Source organism: Roseinatronobacter monicus, from assembly GCF_006716865.1.
GTDB classification, from domain to species: domain Bacteria; phylum Pseudomonadota; class Alphaproteobacteria; order Rhodobacterales; family Rhodobacteraceae; genus Roseinatronobacter; species Roseinatronobacter monicus.
In genome coordinates, this window is record NZ_VFPT01000001.1 from 808,458 (window position 1) to 826,318 (window position 17,861).

At 62.8% G+C, this 17,861-nt stretch carries 21 protein-coding genes; 16 read left to right on the forward strand and 5 right to left on the reverse strand.

Annotated features, from left to right (window positions below; all coding sequences use genetic code 11):
- Nucleotides 1-11: 11 nt before the first annotated feature.
- The 4 genes from hpsN to BD293_RS03610 are packed head-to-tail and all read left to right on the forward strand — an operon-like array spanning nucleotide 12 to nucleotide 4,299.
- Nucleotides 12-1,331 carry a sulfopropanediol 3-dehydrogenase gene (gene hpsN, locus BD293_RS03595; protein WP_142079905.1) on the forward strand — a complete coding sequence of 440 codons (1,320 nt, stop codon included), beginning with the start codon at nucleotides 12-14 and terminating at the stop codon, nucleotides 1,329-1,331.
- Nucleotides 1,246-2,547: a DegT/DnrJ/EryC1/StrS family aminotransferase gene (locus tag BD293_RS03600; protein WP_246086199.1), complete on the forward strand. Its 1,302-nt coding sequence runs from the start codon at nucleotides 1,246-1,248 to the stop codon at nucleotides 2,545-2,547. Before hpsN ends, BD293_RS03600 begins: the two co-directional genes overlap by 86 nt.
- The gene (locus BD293_RS03605) at nucleotides 2,534-3,292 is read left to right on the forward strand and encodes an SDR family NAD(P)-dependent oxidoreductase (RefSeq protein WP_142079906.1); all 759 of its coding nucleotides are present in this window, start codon (nucleotides 2,534-2,536) and stop codon (nucleotides 3,290-3,292) included. The genes BD293_RS03600 and BD293_RS03605 overlap by 14 nt, the downstream gene beginning before the upstream one ends.
- A gap of 8 nt (nucleotides 3,293-3,300) precedes the next feature.
- A complete protein-coding gene (locus BD293_RS03610) occupies nucleotides 3,301-4,299 on the forward strand; it encodes a zinc-dependent alcohol dehydrogenase (RefSeq protein ID WP_142079907.1) in 999 nt (332 codons plus the stop codon).
- A gap of 68 nt (nucleotides 4,300-4,367) precedes the next feature.
- Here BD293_RS03610 and BD293_RS03615 read toward each other — a convergent pair whose 3' ends face one another.
- Complete coding sequence (locus BD293_RS03615; protein ID WP_142079908.1) at nucleotides 4,368-4,949, reverse strand: nucleotidyltransferase family protein; 582 nt, start codon at nucleotides 4,947-4,949, stop codon at nucleotides 4,368-4,370.
- Between the two features lie 115 nt (nucleotides 4,950-5,064).
- Complete coding sequence (locus tag BD293_RS03620; RefSeq protein ID WP_211840987.1) at nucleotides 5,065-5,826, reverse strand: GntR family transcriptional regulator; 762 nt, start codon at nucleotides 5,824-5,826, stop codon at nucleotides 5,065-5,067.
- Between the two features lie 84 nt (nucleotides 5,827-5,910).
- Between BD293_RS03620 and BD293_RS03625 the strand changes: the two genes are divergently transcribed.
- The 4 genes from BD293_RS03625 (at nucleotide 5,911) to BD293_RS03640 (ending at nucleotide 9,508) form a co-directional block, all read left to right on the forward strand.
- Nucleotides 5,911-6,909, forward strand: coding sequence for an Ldh family oxidoreductase (locus tag BD293_RS03625; protein WP_142079909.1), 999 nt, complete (start codon nucleotides 5,911-5,913; stop codon nucleotides 6,907-6,909).
- A gap of 34 nt (nucleotides 6,910-6,943) precedes the next feature.
- Nucleotides 6,944-7,240: a UxaA family hydrolase gene (locus BD293_RS03630; protein WP_142079910.1), complete on the forward strand. Its 297-nt coding sequence runs from the start codon at nucleotides 6,944-6,946 to the stop codon at nucleotides 7,238-7,240.
- Between the two features lie 11 nt (nucleotides 7,241-7,251).
- A complete protein-coding gene (locus tag BD293_RS03635; protein ID WP_142079911.1) occupies nucleotides 7,252-8,433 on the forward strand; it encodes a UxaA family hydrolase in 1,182 nt (393 codons plus the stop codon).
- A gap of 64 nt (nucleotides 8,434-8,497) precedes the next feature.
- Nucleotides 8,498-9,508, forward strand: coding sequence for a YeiH family protein (locus BD293_RS03640; RefSeq protein ID WP_142079912.1), 1,011 nt, complete (start codon nucleotides 8,498-8,500; stop codon nucleotides 9,506-9,508).
- Here the strand turns inward: BD293_RS03640 and BD293_RS03645 are convergent.
- Nucleotides 9,503-10,189, reverse strand: coding sequence for an NrsF family protein (locus tag BD293_RS03645; RefSeq protein ID WP_142079913.1), 687 nt, complete (start codon nucleotides 10,187-10,189; stop codon nucleotides 9,503-9,505). The genes BD293_RS03640 and BD293_RS03645 overlap by 6 nt on opposite strands.
- The gene (locus BD293_RS03650; RefSeq protein WP_142079914.1) at nucleotides 10,186-10,779 is read right to left on the reverse strand and encodes an RNA polymerase sigma factor; all 594 of its coding nucleotides are present in this window, start codon (nucleotides 10,777-10,779) and stop codon (nucleotides 10,186-10,188) included. Before BD293_RS03650 ends, BD293_RS03645 begins: the two co-directional genes overlap by 4 nt.
- Before the next feature lie 220 nt (nucleotides 10,780-10,999).
- On the opposite strand from BD293_RS03650, the gene BD293_RS03655 reads away from it, so the two are divergent.
- The 7 genes from BD293_RS03655 (at nucleotide 11,000) to BD293_RS03685 (ending at nucleotide 16,327) form a co-directional block, all read left to right on the forward strand.
- Nucleotides 11,000-11,974: an NAD(P)/FAD-dependent oxidoreductase gene (locus BD293_RS03655; RefSeq protein ID WP_246086200.1), complete on the forward strand. Its 975-nt coding sequence runs from the start codon at nucleotides 11,000-11,002 to the stop codon at nucleotides 11,972-11,974.
- Nucleotides 11,964-12,773, forward strand: coding sequence for a methyltransferase family protein (locus BD293_RS03660; protein WP_142084287.1), 810 nt, complete (start codon nucleotides 11,964-11,966; stop codon nucleotides 12,771-12,773). The genes BD293_RS03655 and BD293_RS03660 overlap by 11 nt, the downstream gene beginning before the upstream one ends.
- Entirely contained in the window at nucleotides 12,760-13,473 is a 714-nt protein-coding gene (gene ubiG, locus BD293_RS03665) for a bifunctional 2-polyprenyl-6-hydroxyphenol methylase/3-demethylubiquinol 3-O-methyltransferase UbiG (protein WP_142079915.1), read from the forward strand. Before BD293_RS03660 ends, ubiG begins: the two co-directional genes overlap by 14 nt.
- Nucleotides 13,474-13,782: 309 nt before the next feature.
- Nucleotides 13,783-14,244 carry a carboxypeptidase regulatory-like domain-containing protein gene (locus BD293_RS03670; protein WP_246086201.1) on the forward strand — a complete coding sequence of 154 codons (462 nt, stop codon included), beginning with the start codon at nucleotides 13,783-13,785 and terminating at the stop codon, nucleotides 14,242-14,244.
- Entirely contained in the window at nucleotides 14,231-14,854 is a 624-nt protein-coding gene (cbiM, locus tag BD293_RS03675) for a cobalt transporter CbiM (protein ID WP_142079916.1), read from the forward strand. Before BD293_RS03670 ends, cbiM begins: the two co-directional genes overlap by 14 nt.
- Entirely contained in the window at nucleotides 14,847-15,572 is a 726-nt protein-coding gene (locus tag BD293_RS03680) for an energy-coupling factor transporter transmembrane component T family protein (RefSeq protein ID WP_142079917.1), read from the forward strand. The genes cbiM and BD293_RS03680 overlap by 8 nt, the downstream gene beginning before the upstream one ends.
- The gene (locus BD293_RS03685) at nucleotides 15,569-16,327 is read left to right on the forward strand and encodes an energy-coupling factor ABC transporter ATP-binding protein (RefSeq protein ID WP_142079918.1); all 759 of its coding nucleotides are present in this window, start codon (nucleotides 15,569-15,571) and stop codon (nucleotides 16,325-16,327) included. The genes BD293_RS03680 and BD293_RS03685 overlap by 4 nt, the downstream gene beginning before the upstream one ends.
- 61 nt (nucleotides 16,328-16,388) lie before the next feature.
- Here BD293_RS03685 and nikR read toward each other — a convergent pair whose 3' ends face one another.
- Nucleotides 16,389-16,955 (reverse strand): nickel-responsive transcriptional regulator NikR, encoded by a 567-nt coding sequence (gene nikR, locus BD293_RS03690; RefSeq protein WP_246086202.1) that lies wholly within the window; start codon nucleotides 16,953-16,955, stop codon nucleotides 16,389-16,391.
- A 70-nt stretch (nucleotides 16,956-17,025) separates the two neighbouring features.
- On the opposite strand from nikR, the gene BD293_RS03695 reads away from it, so the two are divergent.
- Nucleotides 17,026-17,859, forward strand: coding sequence for a 3-oxoadipate:acetyl-CoA acetyltransferase (locus tag BD293_RS03695; protein WP_142079919.1), 834 nt, complete (start codon nucleotides 17,026-17,028; stop codon nucleotides 17,857-17,859).
- The last annotated feature ends 2 nt before the right edge of the window (nucleotides 17,860-17,861 follow it).

A 17,861-nucleotide genomic window follows, 5' to 3' on the forward strand; every position in this document is an offset into this window, starting at 1 on the left:
ACGAGATCAAGATGGCGATCACCTATCTGAAAAAAGCCGACAAAACGCCGGAAACCGAGTCTGCGCAAGCGCAAGCCGTCGTCACCGAAATGCTGTCGCGGATCGAGGCCGAAGGCGAAGACGCGGTGCGCGCCTATGCCAAGACGCTGGACAAATGGGACGGCCCCATCCTCGTCACCCGCGAAGAGATGGACGCCCGCGCCGCAGAAGTGCCCGATCAGGTGAAAGAAGACATCGCCTTTGCCGTGGCGCAGGTGCGCAGCTTCGCCATCGCACAGCGCGACTCGGTGCGTGATTTTGAAATGACCATGTCCTCTGGCCTGAAAGCGGGACAGAAATGGGTGCCGTGCAATGTGGCGGGGTGCTATGTGCCCACGGGTCGCTATGCGCATATCGCCTCGGCCTGTATGTCGGTGGCCACAGCCAAGGCGGCGGGTGTGAAAACGGTTGTCGCCTGCTCGACCCCGTTCCGGGGCGGCGCGATGCATCCCTATGTGCTCTATGCGATGCGCGAAGCGGGGGCCGATGTTGTAATGACGCTGGGCGGTGTGCAGGCGATTGCCAGCATGGCTTATGGCTTGTTCAGCGGCCAGCCCGCAGATGTGATTGTCGGGCCGGGCAATAAATTCGTGGCCGAGGCCAAGCGCATGTTGTTTGGCAAGGTCGGCATTGATGTCTTCGCAGGCCCGTCCGAGATTGGCATTCTGGCCGATCACACCGCAGACCCCGAAATTGTGGCGGTCGATCTGGTCGGACAAGCCGAACATGGGCATGAATCGCCCGCATGGCTGTTCACCGATGACCGCGCTTTGGCCGAGGCTGTTATCGCCCGCGTGCCGGAACTGATTGAAACGCTGCCCGAACCCGCCCGCGATGCCGCCTTTTCAGCTTGGCGCGATTACGGCGAAGTCATCCTGTGCGACACGCGCGAAGAACTGGTCAAGGTGTCGGATGACTACGCGTCCGAGCATCTGGAAATCCATTGCGCCGATCTGGACTGGTGGACCGCCAACCTGACCAATTATGGCAGCCTGTTTGTGGGCGAGGAAACCACCGTAGCTTATGGCGATAAATGCTCTGGCCCCAACCATATTCTGCCCACCAAATATGCGGCGCGCTATTCGGCGGGGCTGTCGGTGCATAAATTCCTCAAGCCGCTGACATGGCAACAGGCCGACCGGGGGGCCAGCAAGGAATTGGCCATCCGCACTGCCCGCATCTCGCGGCTGGAAGGGATGGAGGCCCATGCCCGCACTGCTGACGCGCGGCTGGCCAAATACTACCCCGGTCATAATTTCGACCTTGGCACACCTGTCGAGTCGATCTCTTAATCTTATGGGTGGGGTTGCTGATCTTGGGCGTCCGCCCGAAATTCCAGGAGAGGCGCTGGCAGATGTGCAGGCGCTTCTTGCTACCGCCCGGTTGCACCGCTACGCCGAAAGCCCCACGCAGCCCACACCTGTTGCGGTGCTGGAGCGTGCCTTTGCCGGGTTGATCGGGCGGCGCTATGCGGTGGCGCTGAATTCTTGCGGCTCTGCCATGTTCATGGCGCTGAAGGGGGCAGGGGTGTGCCCCGGCGATCCGGTCCTTATGAACGCCTTCACCCTTGGGCCAGTGCCCGGCGCAGTAGACCATATCGGCGCGCGCCCTGTGCTGGTCGAGATTACCGAAGATTTGACCATCGACATGGACGACCTGCGCGCCAAGGCCCGCAGCAGTGGCGCGCGGCATTTGCTCTTGTCGCATATGCGCGGGCATATCTGCGACATGGACGCGCTGGCGGCACTGTGCGAGGCCGAGGGTATTTCCCTGATCGAGGATTGCGCCCACACATTGGGCGCGTTTTGGGCGGGGCAGCCTACGGGCAGTTTCGGGCGGGCAGGGTGTTTCAGCTTCCAGTCGGCCAAGCATGTCAACACCGGCGAGGGCGGCATTCTGGCAACTGATGACCCTGATCTGGCCGCGCAAGCCATTTTGCATTCGGGCAGTTATATGCTGTATGGGCAAAACGGCACGGTGCCACCCAGCGAGGTTATGGACCATTGGAAAACCCGCTGTGCAAATTACAGCCTGCGCATGTCCAACCTTGTGGCGGCCCTTGCCTTGCCACAACTGCCGCTGATCCCTGAGCGGGTCGCCGATTGGAATGCCAGCCATGACCGCATTGCTGCGCGGCTTGCGCTTCATCCGGGGTTTGCTTTGCCCCATCGGCCACAGGCCGAAGCCTATGCGCAAAGCTCGGTGCAATTTCGCTTGCCGGGGGCCAGTGCCGCGCAGATGGCGCGGTTTGTGGCGGCTGTGCGCAATGCGGGGGTTATGGTCAAATGGTTTGGCACTGAATTGCCCGAAGGCTACACCTCATCGCCGCCGCATTGGATCGGTGCGGATGCCAGCCTTGTCCCGCGCGCCTGTGCCATTCAGGCGACGCTCTGTGACATCCGCATTCCCCTTGGGCTGAGTGCGCAGGAGTGTGACCAGATTGCCGACACCCTGATGAAGGCCGCGTCGGTTCTGGATAAGGAAGGTACAATACATGGGCGCGCTTGATCATCTGTTCGATCTGACAGGGCGCAAGGCGCTGGTGACGGGCGGCAATTCCGGTATCGGGCTGGCGATGGCGCGCGCCTTGGCCTTGCAGGGGGCCAGCCTGCATCTGGCCGCGCGCGACAGTGCCAAGCTGGATGTGGCCTGCCAGGAGCTTGCGCAAGATGGGTTAAACGCACGCGCCCACCCCACCGACCTGACCGATCCGGCGGCGCTGGAAAGCCTTGCGAAAGCCACGGGCGGTGTGGATATTCTGGTCAATGCGGCTGGCGTCAATCTGCGCCAACCCTATGCCGAAGTCACGGCCGAGGCGTTTGATCTGCATATGGCGCTGCATCTGCGTGCGCCGTTTTTGCTGGTGCAACATCTCGCACCGGGGATGGCCGCGCGGGGTTGGGGGCGGGTGCTGAACCTCGCCTCTCTGCAATCAAGCCGGGCTTTTCCGAATTCGGCCCCATATGGCGCGGCCAAGGGGGGTATTGTGCAACTGACCCGTGCTCTGGCGCAGGAATTCTCGGGGCAAGGGATCACCTGCAATGCCATCGCGCCGGGGTTCTTTCCAACGCCACTGACCGCGCCCGTATTCAATGACCCGGAACTGGCCGCTGCCAATGCCGCGCGCACCGCGATCGGGCGCAACGGCGCGCTGGAAGATTTGCATGGGGCGACTGTGTTCCTGTGCTCGGACGCGGCGGGTTATATTACTGGCCAAACCCTGTTCGTTGATGGCGGATTTACCGCGAAATGAGGGATACCATGCGCGCGCTTGTCTATACTGGCCCCAACCAGATGATCGTCACCGACCAGCACCGCCCCGAACCGGGGGTGGGCGAGATGCTGGTGGCCGTCCATGCCGTGGGGATTTGCGGGTCGGACATGCACGCTTATCACGGCCATGACGACCGCCGCCCCGCGCCGCTGGTGCTGGGGCATGAGGCAGCGGGGTTGGTCGCATCCGGCCCGCGCAAGGGCGCGCGCGTGGCGATCAACCCGCTGGTGGTGGACCCGGACTGCCCTGCCGCTTTGGCCGGACGCCCGCATCTGTCACCGACCCGCGCGATTATTTCCATGCCGCCACGCCCCGGTGCGTTTGCGCAATTTGTCACCATCCCCGAACGCAACCTGTTGCCAGTGCCCGACAGCCTGAGCCTGCGGGATGCCGCGCTGAGTGAGCCTGTCGCTGTGTCGTGGCACGCGATGCGCATCGGGTTGGAACGGCTGGGCCTGCCGCACCCCCGCGTGCTGGTGCAAGGCGGCGGGGCCATCGGTGTGGCGGCCGCGCTGATTGCGCGCCATTTGGGGGCAGGCAGCATCCATCTGGCCGAACCCCATGCCGGACGGCGTGCCATGCTGGCAAGCGAGGCGGGGATCGAAACCTTTGACCCCACCACCCACGACCCCGGCGAAAGTGCCTTTGACCTGATTATTGACGCTGTGGGCGCAGTTGCCACGCGGCAGGCCGCCTCGCGGTTGGTGCGCCCCGGTGGTGTGATCGTGCATGTGGGTCTGCTTCCGGGGCAGGAAGGGTATGACATCCGCCGGATCACGCTTCAGGAAATCACCATCACCGGCAGCTATTGCTACACGCCCGACGATTTCCAAGCCGCGCTGAATGCCTTGGCGCAAGGGGCGCTGGGCCAACTTGCCTGGGTTGAGGCGCGCCCGCTAGAGGCAGGGCCACAAGCCTTTGCCGATCTGGATTCAGGTCAGGTCAATGCGGCCAAGATCGTGTTGGAGGTGGCGCAGGCGGGATAACCGGGCCGCGCGGGTATGGTGGAGATGCGGGGCGGCACATGTGCCACATCGCTTCTGAATATGGCGGATCAGCTCTCGTCCCACGGAATCACCTTCAGGTCCGGCCACCGGCTGCACCATTTTGCAACCTTGGCCTCGAATATCTCGCGTGTGATGAGCCGCTTGTTCGCTCTGACAACGCCGTCAAACAGGTCAGACAACCCATATGTTGCGCAAAGTTCCGTGCCTTGCCCCGTCGGGCGAAGGCCAACGGTTGTCGCGGTCGTGGGAAAGGTGCCAATTGCGTCCAAGGCGGATTGATAAGGCGGGATCGGAAAGCCAAACTTTGCCTCATACCAAAGGTGAACCCGCGCTTCGTTCTTCACGTCAATCCACACGGGAAGCGCTGCAAAGAGGTGCCGAATACGCTGCGCATGCCGCTGCTCGGTGTGTTCCGACAGATCGCTTGGATCGAAATACACAAGATCCAGATCGGAAATGCCATGCTCCACAGGCAGGCCGAACCGCTTATTCCACACGGTCTGCGCCAAACAGCCTGCCACCAGCCAGCAATCTGGCAACTCCAGAGCGCCCCATGCATTCCAGACCGCGTGGATGGATGGGTTACGCAGAACAGATGCTTCGAATAGGGGCGTATCGGATGTTTGCATGTAATTCTATCGCTCTGATCCGGCTTTGCCTGACGGCAATGCAGTGTCACCGTTATAGCAGCGGCATTGGGCGCACGGTCGTCACCTGACAATCTTGCAAGGACAGGCGGACCAGTCACACCTCGGTGTGATAATACAGGCTGGCGGTGTTGACCCAAGACAGGCGCAATTCCAACGGTGTGCCGCTGTAATCCAGTGCAACTCGGTGAACATGCAGCAACGGGGCGTTGTCGTGCAAAGCCAATTCGGTCGCGCAGGTGCCAGTTGCGCTGGCCGCCGTAATCTGTTCGCGCGCGCGGTGGACTGTGGCCCCGTAATCTGTCTGGTAAAGCTGATACAATGTGTTCGGCAGCAGTTCGGGCGTGCGTTCCAGCGCCCCGAAGCGCGCCGCGTCCAGCACGATATGCTCAAATATAATCGGTGTGCCATCAACTTCGCGCACGCGGGTGATGCAGACCACATCCGCGCCCGGTTTTAGCCCCAGCGCTGCGGCTTCGGGTGACGATGCAGCCCTGCGCATCCGCGACAAGACGCGGCTTTCGGGGTGCAGCGTGCTGCCATCGGGTCTGCGCAGGTTGAAGAAGCGAAACAGAACGGCATCGCTGTCATGGCTGGCAACGACTGTGCCTTTGCCCTGACGGCGCACAACAACCCCCTCGGCGGCCATATCCAGCAGCGCTTTGCGCAATGTGCCCACTGCGACGCCGTAATCTTCGGCCAGTCGCGTTTCGGGTGGCAGATAGGTCCCGGGCGACCATTCGCCTGCCTTGATGCGTGCCATTAGAAGGTCGCGCAACTGTCTGTGAAGCGGCATGGAGACAGGACGCAGGGGCGTTTGAGGAGTGTTCATTTGCTTTCCGTCTGTTGGTGATTGCATCAATATCTCCATTGACTTTACTATAACATTAAAACTATATAGTTTTCAAGCAGCATGAAGATACTCGAAGACAGGACCGCCCAGATGGATACAGTCCAGATTACACCGGAAGATGCAACAGCGCTGGTTATTGCTGCATTCTCCGCCGCCGGTATGCCCGAAGATCTTGCGCGCCCTGCGGCACAGGCTTTGGTTCTGGCCGAGCAGGAGGCGCTGCCTTCGCATGGGTTGGCGCGGGTGCCGTTCTATGCCGCACAAATGCGCACCGGCAAGGTTCAGGCGCAGGCCGAACCCAGCGTGACACGCGACGGGGCCGTCATCCGGGTTGATGCGCATTACGGGCTGGCCTTTGCCGCGATTGAGGCGGGCGCACAAGCGGCGCGCGACGTGGCCAAAGAACTGGGTGTCGCGGTCGTTTCGCTCACCCATTCGCATCATTTCGGTGTCGCGGGGCAAGCGGTCGAGCCTTTTGCCCGCGAAGGGATGATCGCCATGGCACTGGCCAACGCCCCTGCGGCGATGGCCCCATGGGGCGGCAATCGCGCGCTTTATGGCACCAACCCCATCGCCTTTGCTGCGCCCCGCGCAAGTGGTGCGCCACTGGTGATTGACCTGTCGCTCAGCCATGTGGCGCGCGGCAAGGTAATGCTGGCGCAAAAGGCAGGCACGCCCATTCCCGAAGGCTGGGCGATAGACGCCCACGGCAACCCCACGACCGACGCCGATGCCGCAATGGCGGGCACAATGGTGCCCTCTGGCGGGGCCAAGGGCGCGGCGCTTGCGCTGATGGTGGAATTGCTGACGGCTGGATTGGCGGGCGCGAATTTCGCCTATCAGGCCAGCTCGCTGTTCGATGACAAGGGGCCTGCGCCCGATCTGGCGCATTTCATCCTTGTGCTGGACCCGGCCCGCTTTGCCCCCGGCTTCACTGACCGGGCCGAAGCGATGTTCGCCGCCATCGAGGCGCAGGACGGCGCGCGCCTGCCCGGTGCGCGGCGCATGAGTGAACGCGCGGCGCGCGAAAACGTAATCGAGATGTCCCGGCAACTGCACGACACGCTGACGGCGCTTGCCCAAGGCTAATATCTGACACTCACAATCAAGGAGAGAGAGGACCATGATCGCTAATTCCCATCCACAACTGCTTGTCCACGACAAGGCTGACAATGTCGGCGTCGTCGTGGTCGAAGGTCTGACTGCTGGCACGGACATGCTGTGTGTCTGCACCGAGGACAATTCCGATTTCCACCTGACCGCGAAAGCTGACATTCCCATCGGTCACAAGGTTGCTCTGGTCGAGCTTAAGGAAGGCGACACCATCATCAAATATGGCGAAGACATCGGCAAGATGGTCGGGTCGGCAGAAGTCGGCGGCCATGTTCACACCCATAATCTGAAAACCAAGCGCTGGTAAGGGGGCAAATCATGGCTTTTGATTTCACACAAGAAACAGTCAAGGCATGGCGCCGCGAGAATGGCCGCGTCGGCGTGCGCAATCACGTGCTGATCCTGCCTGTTGACGATATTTCCAACGCGGCGTGCGAAGCGGTGGCCAATAACGTCAAGGGCACGATGGCGATCCCACATGCCTATGGGCGTTTGCAGTTCGGTGAAGATCTGGACCTGCATTTCCGCACCATCATCGGCACAGGGGCCAACCCCAATGTGGCCGCAGTGATCGTGATCGGGATTGAACCCGAATGGACCAAGATCATCGTCGATGGCATTGCCAAGACTGGCAAGCCGGTCGAAGGGTTCTGGATCGAGCAGAATGGTGATTTCGAGACCATTCGCCGCGCAAGCTGGAAGGCCAAGGAATATGTCCATTGGGCGACCGAGCTGCAAAAAGAAGATTGCCCGCTAACCGATCTGTGGGTGTCGACGAAATGCGGCGAATCCGACACCACCACGGGCCTGTCATCCTGCCCGACTGTCGGCAATATGTATGACAAGCTGATCCCGCATGGTCTGTATGGCGTGTTCGGCGAAACCTCGGAGATTACGGGTGCCGAGCATATCTGCGAAAAGCGTGCCGCCAGCCCCGAGGTGGGCGCGAAGTTCATGAAGACCTTCAAGGCCTATCAGGATGACGTGATTGAGCAGTTTAAAACTTCGGACTTGTCCGACAGCCAGCCCACCAAGGGCAATATCCTTGGCGGTCTGACCACGATCGAAGAAAAGGCGTTGGGCAATCTGGAAAAGATCGGCCGCACCAGCACCTATATCGACGTGCTGGAACCTGCCGAGGCCCCTGCCAAGGGCAATGGTCTGTATTACATGGACACCTCGTCGGCGGCGGCAGAATGCGTCACGCTGATGGCGGCTGCGGGCTATGTCATCCACACTTTCCCGACAGGGCAAGGCAATGTGGTGGGCAACCCAATCGTGCCGGTCATCAAGATTTCGGGCAACCCGCGCACGCTGCGCACCATGTCCGAACATATTGATGTCGATGTTACAGGTGTTCTGCGCCGTGACATGACCATTGATCAGGCAGGCGACGCGCTGATCGAGATGGTCAAGCGCACGGCCAATGGCCGCGTGACCGCTGCCGAAGCGCTGGGACATCGGGAATTCTCGATGACGAAACTCTACCGCTCGGCCTGATCTGGCTGTGCTGTGACAAGGGGCGGGCATTTGCCCGCCCCTTGCGTTTGTCCAGGAGGTTTGGATGTCCGCTCTGTCTCGTCTGCGCGCTTGGGGTGCGCCGCTCTTGCCCGGTGTCATGCTGTCGGCAACCATTGCGGCCGCTGCGGCCTTTCTGGGGGCGCATTATGGCGCACCGGTCATGCTGTTTGCGCTGCTGTTGGGCATGGCGTTCAACTTTCTGCACGAGGACGGACCTTGCCGCGCGGGCGTCGAGTTTTCTGCGAAGTTCATCTTGCGGCTGGGTGTGGGCCTGTTGGGTATACGCATTGCCTTTGATGATCTGGCGCAGATCGGGGTTCAGGGCGCGGGGCTTTTGATCGGGCTGATCGCGCTGACGATTGCGGCGGGTTTTCTTGCCGCCCCCCTGTTTCGCCGCCAGTGGCGCTTTGCCTTGCTGACAGGCGGGGCGGTGGCGATTTGCGGGGCATCTGCCGCGCTGGCGATTGCGGCGGTCATTCCCCATAACGACAAGACCGAGCGCAACACCCTGTTCACTGTTATGGCGGTGACGGCACTGTCGACCATTGCGATGGTGGTCTATCCGCTGCTGTTTCAGGGGCTTGGTTTTAGCGAAGTGCAGCAGGGGTTTTTGATCGGGGCGACCATTCATGATGTGGCGCAAGTTGTGGGGGCCGGGTTTTCAGTCTCGGACACTGCGGGCGAGATGGCAACCATCACCAAGCTGTTTCGCGTGGCCATGCTGCCGGTGGTGCTGATCGCCATTGTGCTGGTGCTGCGGGTGGCAGGGCCGGGGGCAGGGCAGGGCAAAATTCCGCTTCTGCCGTGGTTTATGGTGCTGTTCCTCGCACTTGTGGCCTTAGGGAGCGCGGTTGATTTGCCGGGCGCACTGGTGGCGCAGGTCGACACGGTATCGCGCGCTTGTCTGATCACGGCGATTGCAGCACTTGGGGTCAAGACCTCGCTCAGGGCCTTGACGGCGGTGGGCGGCGGGCATCTGGCCATTGTCGTGATTGAAACTCTGGCGCTGTTGGCGCTGGCCTCAACGGCGCTGTATGCGTTTGCGATTCTATGACAGCGCGGGGTCAAGCGCCGATCTGCGCAAGACCCAGTGCCCAAGCGCGCCGCTCAATGCGGCCAGCAGCAGCACCGACCCCATTTGCCAGACCAGCACCATCAGGGCTGCATCCTGCATGTGAAAGAGCCGCAGCGCAAAATTCCCGATGGCGGCGGCGGCCAGCCCCCCTGCCGCAAGGCTCCAGTTCGGATAGAGCACGGCACCGCGGCGCAACATCAGCGCCATGACCAGTGCCGGCAATGACCCGATCAGCGCGATATAGAAAAAGCACGCCATATCCGGCGAAAGGGCCAGCCCCGCCGGGCCAGCATTCACCCAGTCGCGCAAGCATCCGACCCCAAGCGCGCTGATCCATGCGGCCCCCGGCAGCAATGGCAATATGCGCAGCCATAAGGGGCTTGCAGGTATGGTCAGGGCCAGTGCCGCCACTGCCGCGCAAAACCCTGTCGCAAGTGCGGCCCCCTGTTCCAGCATGAAGCGCGGATCGCGCAATTGATCGCTCAAATCTGGTCGCAGCCCGATTGCCCAGACCATCGCGCTGGCAAAACCCAAGGCGACCAGCACCCAGCCAAAGGCCCGCCAGATCGGATGGGCCAGCAGCGCGACAGGGCGCAGATCTTGGCTGAGAGTGTCGATCAGTGCCGATGTCGTATGGCTGGCGTCGCGGGTATGTGTCATCTCTTGTCCTCCGTCCAGAGCACGGCCTTCATCTTGCGTTTGGCGCGGTGCAGAGCGACCTTCAGGGCTGAGGGTGTGGACTTGCTGATCTGCGCGGCCTCGTCCAGTGACAATTCGCGCAGGCGCAGCAGATCAAAGGCCTGCCGCTCGGTCGGGGACAGGTCTTGCATGGCGCGGCGCACGGACAGCAGGTTGACCACATTCTGCGCGGTGTTGTCCGCGCGCATGTCCGAGAACGCCTCGGCGATATCGCTGGCGGCAAGATGCAGGGCTGTGCGCCGCATATAGCGCCGCCCGTGATCGGTGATGCGCGAGCGCGCGATGGTCACGATCCAAGGCAGGAAGGGGCGCGCGGGGTCCCAACTGGCGCGGGCCCGGTGCAGCGACAGCAGGATATCTTGGATAATATCCTCGACATCCTCTGCCGATAGCCACGGGGCGCGGTGGCGCACCAGCCCGCGCATGCGCAGCGCCACCTGATCCAGCAACAGCCGATACGCCTTTTGATCGCCAGCTTGTGTGGCACGCATCAGCACCTCCAGCGAGGGGGGCGGGACTGGCGGTGTCTTGCCGGATTGTGCAGGTTTCATCGGATGCTCCGCTGGTGGCTACCTGTATTACGCGCGCAGGTGCGGCGTGGTTACACGTGGCACGCGGCAATAGTTCCCGACACAGCTTCATCGGTCAATCATGTTTCGGCGAAGGGCGCGCGTCGATATGCCCGCCCCAATGTGTCGAATATTCGCGCGGGTTTCGTTTGAAAGCCTGTGGCGCTGCGTTACTTGCCGTTGAGGATTGAGGGGGTTTCAGGTGGGAATTGGCGTGCAGGTCGAAACAGAGCGTTCAGATGTGCTTGTGATCGGCGCGGGCATGGCGGGGATCACATGCGCGCGGTCCTTGTCGGCGGCGGGCCAGTCTGTGCTGGTGCTGGACAAGGGGCGCGGGATTGGCGGGCGTGTGGCCACGCGGCGGGTGGCGCTTGGGGAAGACGAGGTCAGCTTTGACCATGGCGCGCAATATTTCCACGCGCGCGATGCGGATTTCGAAGCGGTGCTGGACAACGCCGGGGCCGCGATTTGGGATGATGGCGCGCAGACGCGCCCTCTGGTGGGCCGTCCCGGCATGTCGGCGCTGGCGCGCGCAATGGCGCTGGGGCTGGATATACGGCACGCCTGCGAAGTCACGGCGCTGGAGCGTGTGCGCGATGGATGGCATGTCACGACGCAATCGGGCGTATTCCGCGCCGCCCGTGTGATCGTGACCATACCCGCGCCGCAAGTGGCGGGGTTGCTTGGCCCCGACCATCCGCTTGTTGCCGCGCTGGGCGAGGTGCGCATGGCTCCGTGTCTGACCTTGATGGCCGCCTTTGCGCCAGACAGCCCGCGCCCCTTTGTGCATCGTCTGGACGAAGGGCACCCCTTGGCATGGATCGCGCAAAACAGCACCAAGCCCGGACGCAGTGCCGTTGCCACAACATGGGTGGCGCAGGCCGGAGCGGACTGGTCGGCCAGACATCTGGAACGCGCGCCCGATCATATCGCCGCGCTGATGCTGCCGCTGCTATGCGATGTGATCGGGGCAGACCCACAGGCGGTGCGCCATGTCAGCGCGCATCGCTGGCGCTATGCACATGTGACGCAGTCTTTGGGGCAACCCTTCTTGTGCAGCGCGGATCGCAGCCTTTATCTGGGCGGTGACTGGTGCCTTGGCGGAAAAGTCGAGGATGCGTGGGCCAGCGGTCACGCCCTCGCGCAGGATATACTGGCGCGCGCCGATGTGGGATGACCCGCGCCTTGCAGGGTTGGTGCGGTTGTTGCGCGCCGCAGCGCGCCCGCCGCCTGGTGCCGGGCGGATCGCACTGGCGCTTGCCTTGGGGCTGGTCACGCATGCCGTTTTCGCCTTGGGTGTGCTGGCGATGATCGTGGCCATGTTTTTTGGGCTGAGTGAAAGCTTCGGGCGCGTGCCGCAGCCCTATGCGTGGGCCGCGAATATCGCGCTGATCGTGCAATTCCCGTTGGCGCATTCGCTGTTTCTGACCGCAAAGGGCAGCCGGATACTGGCGCGGCTGGTGTCCGGCCCTCATGGGACGACATTGGCGACAACCACATATGCACTGATCGCGTCAGCGCAATTGCTGGCGCTGTTCACGCTCTGGACACCCTCGGGCATTGTCTGGTGGCGGGCAGACGGGGCGGCGTTTGTGCTGGTCTGCGCGGCCTATGCGGCGGCGTGGCTGATCTTGCTGAAGGCCAGTTTTGATGCGGGCGCCGAAGTGCAATCTGGCGCATTGGGGTGGATGTCGCTGATGGCGCGGATCGCACCACGCTTTCCCGATATGCCCACGCGCGGGCTGTTTCGCGTCATCCGCCAGCCGATCTATGTGGCTTTTGCGCTGACGCTGTGGACCGTGCCGGTCTGGACGCCGGACCAACTGCTGCTTGCGGTTGCTTTCACTGCGTATTGCCTGCTGGCCCCCCGCCTGAAGGAACGCCGCTTTGCCACACGCTATGGCGCGAGATTTGCAGCCTACCGCGCGCGCACCCCCTATGCCTTGCCAAGGATACCCAAGAATGACCCGCAATGACCTGACAATCTACGACAAAGTGGCCGATCGCTGGTGGTCGGATGATATCCGCTGGGTGCGCACGCTCAAGGCGATGGTGCCGGGGCGGCTGTCATGGTTCGACCGCCAGATCGACTGGTCCGGCAAGCGCGTGCTGGATTTGGGCTGCGCGGGCGGTTTCATGGCCGAGGCGTTGGCCGCACGCGGGGCGCTTGTCACAGGCATTGACCCCGCCGCGCAGGCAATCGAGGCCGCCCGCGCCCATGCCAGCGCCATGGGCTATGACATTCGCTACGATGTGGGCGTAGGGGAAGCGCTGCCTTACGCCGACGCTGCGTTTGACGCTGTGGTCTGTGTCGATGTGCTGGAGCATGTGCGCGATTTGCCCCGCGTGCTGGCTGAGGTTGCGCGTGTAATGACGCCTGACGGGCTGTTTTTGTTCGACACGATCAACCGCAACCCGCTGGCGCGTCTGGCAACCATAACACTGGCAGAGGATGTGCTGCGCCTGCTGCCCAAGGGCACGCATGACCCGGCGCTGTTCATCAAACCGGCTGAGCTGCGCGCAGGACTTGTTGACGCAGGGCTGAAGCCGGGGCCAGTTACAGGGCTTGGCCCGCGTGGGCTAAGTCTGCGCGGCGATCTGCGCTTCGGGCGTCTGCCCCTGACGACGATTCTGTATATGGGGACCGCGCGCAAGCCACCGGAGGGTGCGGGCTGAACCGCGATGTGACGCGGGTTTAATGGGATGCTCAATTTGTGAGCAAATCTTCAGAATCCGCTTAATATGTGTGCATTACTGCGGGGGCTTTGCCCCCAGCGATGTCCTGTTTGGGGTGCGGTTTTCCTAGGGATTCATGGCTGAGCAGGCAAACTGAACGCCTATAAGCCGATAATAGCAAGACTATTCCCGCCCTTGACCGCACCTTTTGCGCGGGTATGACGATTGCACAAGAACATCATACGCGTGCGAAAAGGAAATCCACCATGCGCCACTTCGCCGTTGACGCTGCCGGACGGACATCTGGCCATGCGCTGTAATCTTGCGCTTTTGTTTGCACTGGTGGTGGGCGTCATAGCACCTGCGCATGTCGCCCACAGTCATGCCGCAGTGCTGGACGCAGACGCTGCGCAGGCCATCCGGCTGCATGCCCGCTATGATACAGGCGCGCCGATGGCCCATGCGCAGATAATCATCTATGCGCCCGATGATTCAGAACAGGCTTGGGGGCTGGGGGTGGCGGATCGTGACGGGCGCTATGAGTTTATTCCCGATGCCATCGCCGGGCGCTGGTTGGTTCAGGTCCGACAGGCCGGGCATGGTGTCTCGGCATATGTCGAGATTGGCGAGGATGCGCCTGTGCTGATTACCTCCTCCGCGCCCGACACATGGGTGCAGCGGGCGCTGATGGTGGCGCTTGTGGCTTGGGGCGCACTGGGCACGGCCCTGTATGCCCGCAGCCGTAGGGGGAGGTCCGATGCATCTGCCTGACGGGCTTGTGCCGGTTGAACTGGCGCTGGCGGGATATGCCGGATCGGGCGTTTTGGCCGCTGTCGCGCTGTCGCGTATCAAACGTCTGCCGGACCCGTCCGCCGCAATCCCGCGCGCGGCAATGCTGACCACGGTTTTCTTTGCCGCCTCGTTGGTGGCTGTCCCTGTGCCGCCCGCGTCGGTGCATCTGATGCTTGCGGGGTTGCTGGGGGTGATGCTGGGCTGGTTCGCGGTGCCAGCCATACTGGTGGGCCTGTTCCTACAGGCTGTGCTGTTTGGTCATGGCGGGCTGACGACATTGGGGTTGAACGGGCTGATTCTGGGCCTGCCTGCGCTGCTGGCCTTTGGTATATGGCGCGCAGCGGGGCGGCGCTGGCCGGATATGGCGGCGCTGTGCGCGGGCAGCGGGGCGGTGGTGGCAGCCCTTGCGATCTTTGCGGGGTTTGTGCTGTTGGGCTTGCCTGTGGCACTGGATACCAGTGCAGAGCGTGTGGCGTTGCAGCTCTTCGTGTTGGCGCATGTGCCGCTGGTTCTGGCCGAAGGCGTGATCGTGTTGGTGCTGTTGCGGGTGTTGCGCCGGACCGCGCCGCAAATGCTGGCCCATGCCTGAGCGCGCGTGCCGCGCCCCCGCTTTAAGTGCGCGCGCGCGGCTGGTGGTGGCGTTCGGACTGGCCTTTGCCTTCGCATCTGTTCAAAATCTGGCGGCGCTGCCTGCGCTGTGGCTCATCGCCGGGGTGGGCGTGCTGGCTTCGGGCAGGCCTTGGCAAATTCTCGTGCGCCTGCGGGGGGCGGCTGTGCTGGCCGCAGGCTTTGTGCTGGTGCTGCCGCTGATCGCGGGCGAGACGGTGCTGGCCCATCTTGGCCCGATTGCGCTGTATCAGGAGGGTGCATTGGCGGGCGCGCTGATTGCGGGGCGGTTGCTGGCGATTGTTGCCATGACGCTGGCAATCCTGTCGCCAGTGGCGCCGTTTGATCTGGTGGCGGGGATGCGCGGGCTGGGGGTTCCTGCATTGATGGCGGATCTGGCACTTCTGACGCTGCGCTATATGGATGAGGTCGCGGCGCAACTGGCCCGCGCGCGGCTTGCGCGGCGCTTGCGGGGGGGCATAACCGGCTGGCGCGCACTGCCGGATTATGCGCTGTTGCTGGCCACAAGCCTGATCCGCGCGCAGGCCCGTTCTGAACAGCTTTGGGCGGCGATGCGTCTGCGCGGCTATGGCGCGGGGCTGGCCGCGCCCGCACCGACCCTGAGCGCGCGCGACTGGGCCTTTGTGACCGGCGCGGGGGGGCTGGCATTGGCCGTTATCTGGATGGATCGCAGCCTATGAGCCTGCTGGAGCTTGAGCAAGTCGAGGTGGGCTGGCCGGGGCAGGGCGCTGTGCTGTCAGGGCTGACACTCGCCTTGGGGCAAGGCGCGCGGGTGGGCGTTGTCGGCCCGAACGGGGCAGGCAAGACCAGTCTGTTTCACACCATTGCGGGCATATTGGCCCCGCAGCAAGGACAGGTGCGGTTGCGAGGGCAGCCTGTGCGCCAAGGCCAGTTCATGCCGGCTGTGGCGCTTGTGTTCCAGCAAGCTGATGACCAGCTATTCTGCCCCACCTTGATCGAGGATGTCAGTTTCGGGGCGCGCAATCTGGGCTTGCCCGCCCCTGAGATCGCGGCCCGTGTGGCGGAGGCCTTGCACGCCTGCGGGCTGAACGGGCTGGAGGATCGGCCCATCACCCAGTTATCTGGCGGCGAGAAGCGTCGCGCCTGCATTGCCGGTGCGCTGGTTATGCAGCCCGACCTGATGCTGCTGGACGAGCCGTCCGCCGCGCTGGACCTGCGCAGCCGCCGCCGCCTGATACGCCTGCTTGCCGGGATGGAGCACGCAATGCTGATCGCCAGCCATGATCTGGAACTGCTGCTGGATCTGTGCCCGCGCGTGATTGTGCTGGACGCGGGGCGCATCTGCGCCGATGGCCCCGCGCATGAGGTTCTGGGCGATGCGGCCTTGATGGACGCGCATGGGCAAGAGGTGCCCCATTCCCTGACACCGCATAACCCGGCCCGCCACCAGCATAGGCCGCAGGCCAAGGTTTAGGCGCGTTGCCAGTCCCCTCGGGTCGCCCCTGAACCGAGCAAAGGGTAACAAGCGCAAAGCCTTAGAAGCTGTCCTTCACATGTAGATGGTCATGGTGGGCGGTGCCATGTCCATGGTCATGGGCATGGGATCGGGCCTCAACCGGGATCAGGAACAGATTGCCGTGCATGACACCGCGCTGGCCCAGCACGCCATCGGCATAGGCGCGCAGGGCGGCCGCCGGGCCGCGCAGAATCGCCGTCTCAAGGCAGGTGTCATGGTCCAGATGGACATGGCTGGTGGTCACGCTCAACGCGTGATGGTCATGGTGGTGGTGCATCAGACGGCTGGCCAGATCGCGGGTGTGGTGGTCATAGACATAGGACAGAACGCCCATCGCCTCGGCTTCTGACGGGTCATTTTCTGCGTCGCGCAGGGCAGTGCGCAACAGATCGCGCACTGCTTCGGACCGGTTGTCATAGCGCCGTTCGGTGACATGGCGGTCCAATGCGTCACAAAGCGGGCCGGGTAGGGTGATGGTCACACGCTGCACGTTGAATTTCCTTTCGCAGGCGTTGCCAAAGGCACGCGGGTTTGTGCAGTGTTGCACAAGGCGGCAGCTTGCCGCAAGTTGTGGCCATCGTCGCATGAAGGCCTGCCCGCGCGCAGTGGCTGGCCCTCAGGCATCGGCGCAAGACTCGCTGGAAGGAAAAGCACCCATGACCACCCCTTGCATCATCGCGGTCGCGATTACCGGCTCGGTTCCGACCAAGGCCAATAACCCTGCCGTGCCGATCAGCGTGGCCGAACAGGTTGAAAGCACGCAGGCCGCTTTTGAAGCCGGGGCCAGCATTGCGCATTGTCACGTGCGCAATGACGATGAGACGCCCTCGTCCGACCCTGAGAAATTTGCCCATCTGAAAGAGGGGTTGGAGAAACATTGCCCCGGTATGATCATCCAGTTCTCGACCGGGGGGCGGTCGGGCGCGGGGCTGACGCGTGGCGGCATGTTGCCGCTGCGCCCGGACATGGCGTCCCTCTCGGTCGGGTCTAACAATTTTCCAACACGCGTGTATGAAAATCCGCCTGATTTGGTGGATTGGCTGGCGTCAGAGATGCACAAATACGATGTTATGCCGGAAATCGAGGCATTTGATCTGAGCCATATCATTCAGGCTGCGAAAATGGCCGACGATGGGCGGCTGAAGCGGCCGCTATATGTGCAATTCGTGATGGGTGTGAAAAATGCCATGATCGCGGATGCGCGGATACTTGATATTTATATCGAGACGCTGCACCGCTTTGCGCCCGATGCGCTGTGGTGTGCCGCAGGAATTGGCCCCAATCAGATCGTGGTTAATGAATGGGCAATTGCGCGCGGCGGGCATACGCGTACGGGGCTTGAAGATAATATGCGGCTGGACCGCGCGCGGCTGGCCCCCTCGAATGCCGCACTGGTCGAACGCACGGTCGAGATCTGCGCGAAACACCAGCGTCCCGTCGCAAGCTGGCAGCAGGCCCGCGAGATACTGGGGCTGCGCAAACCTGCATAACC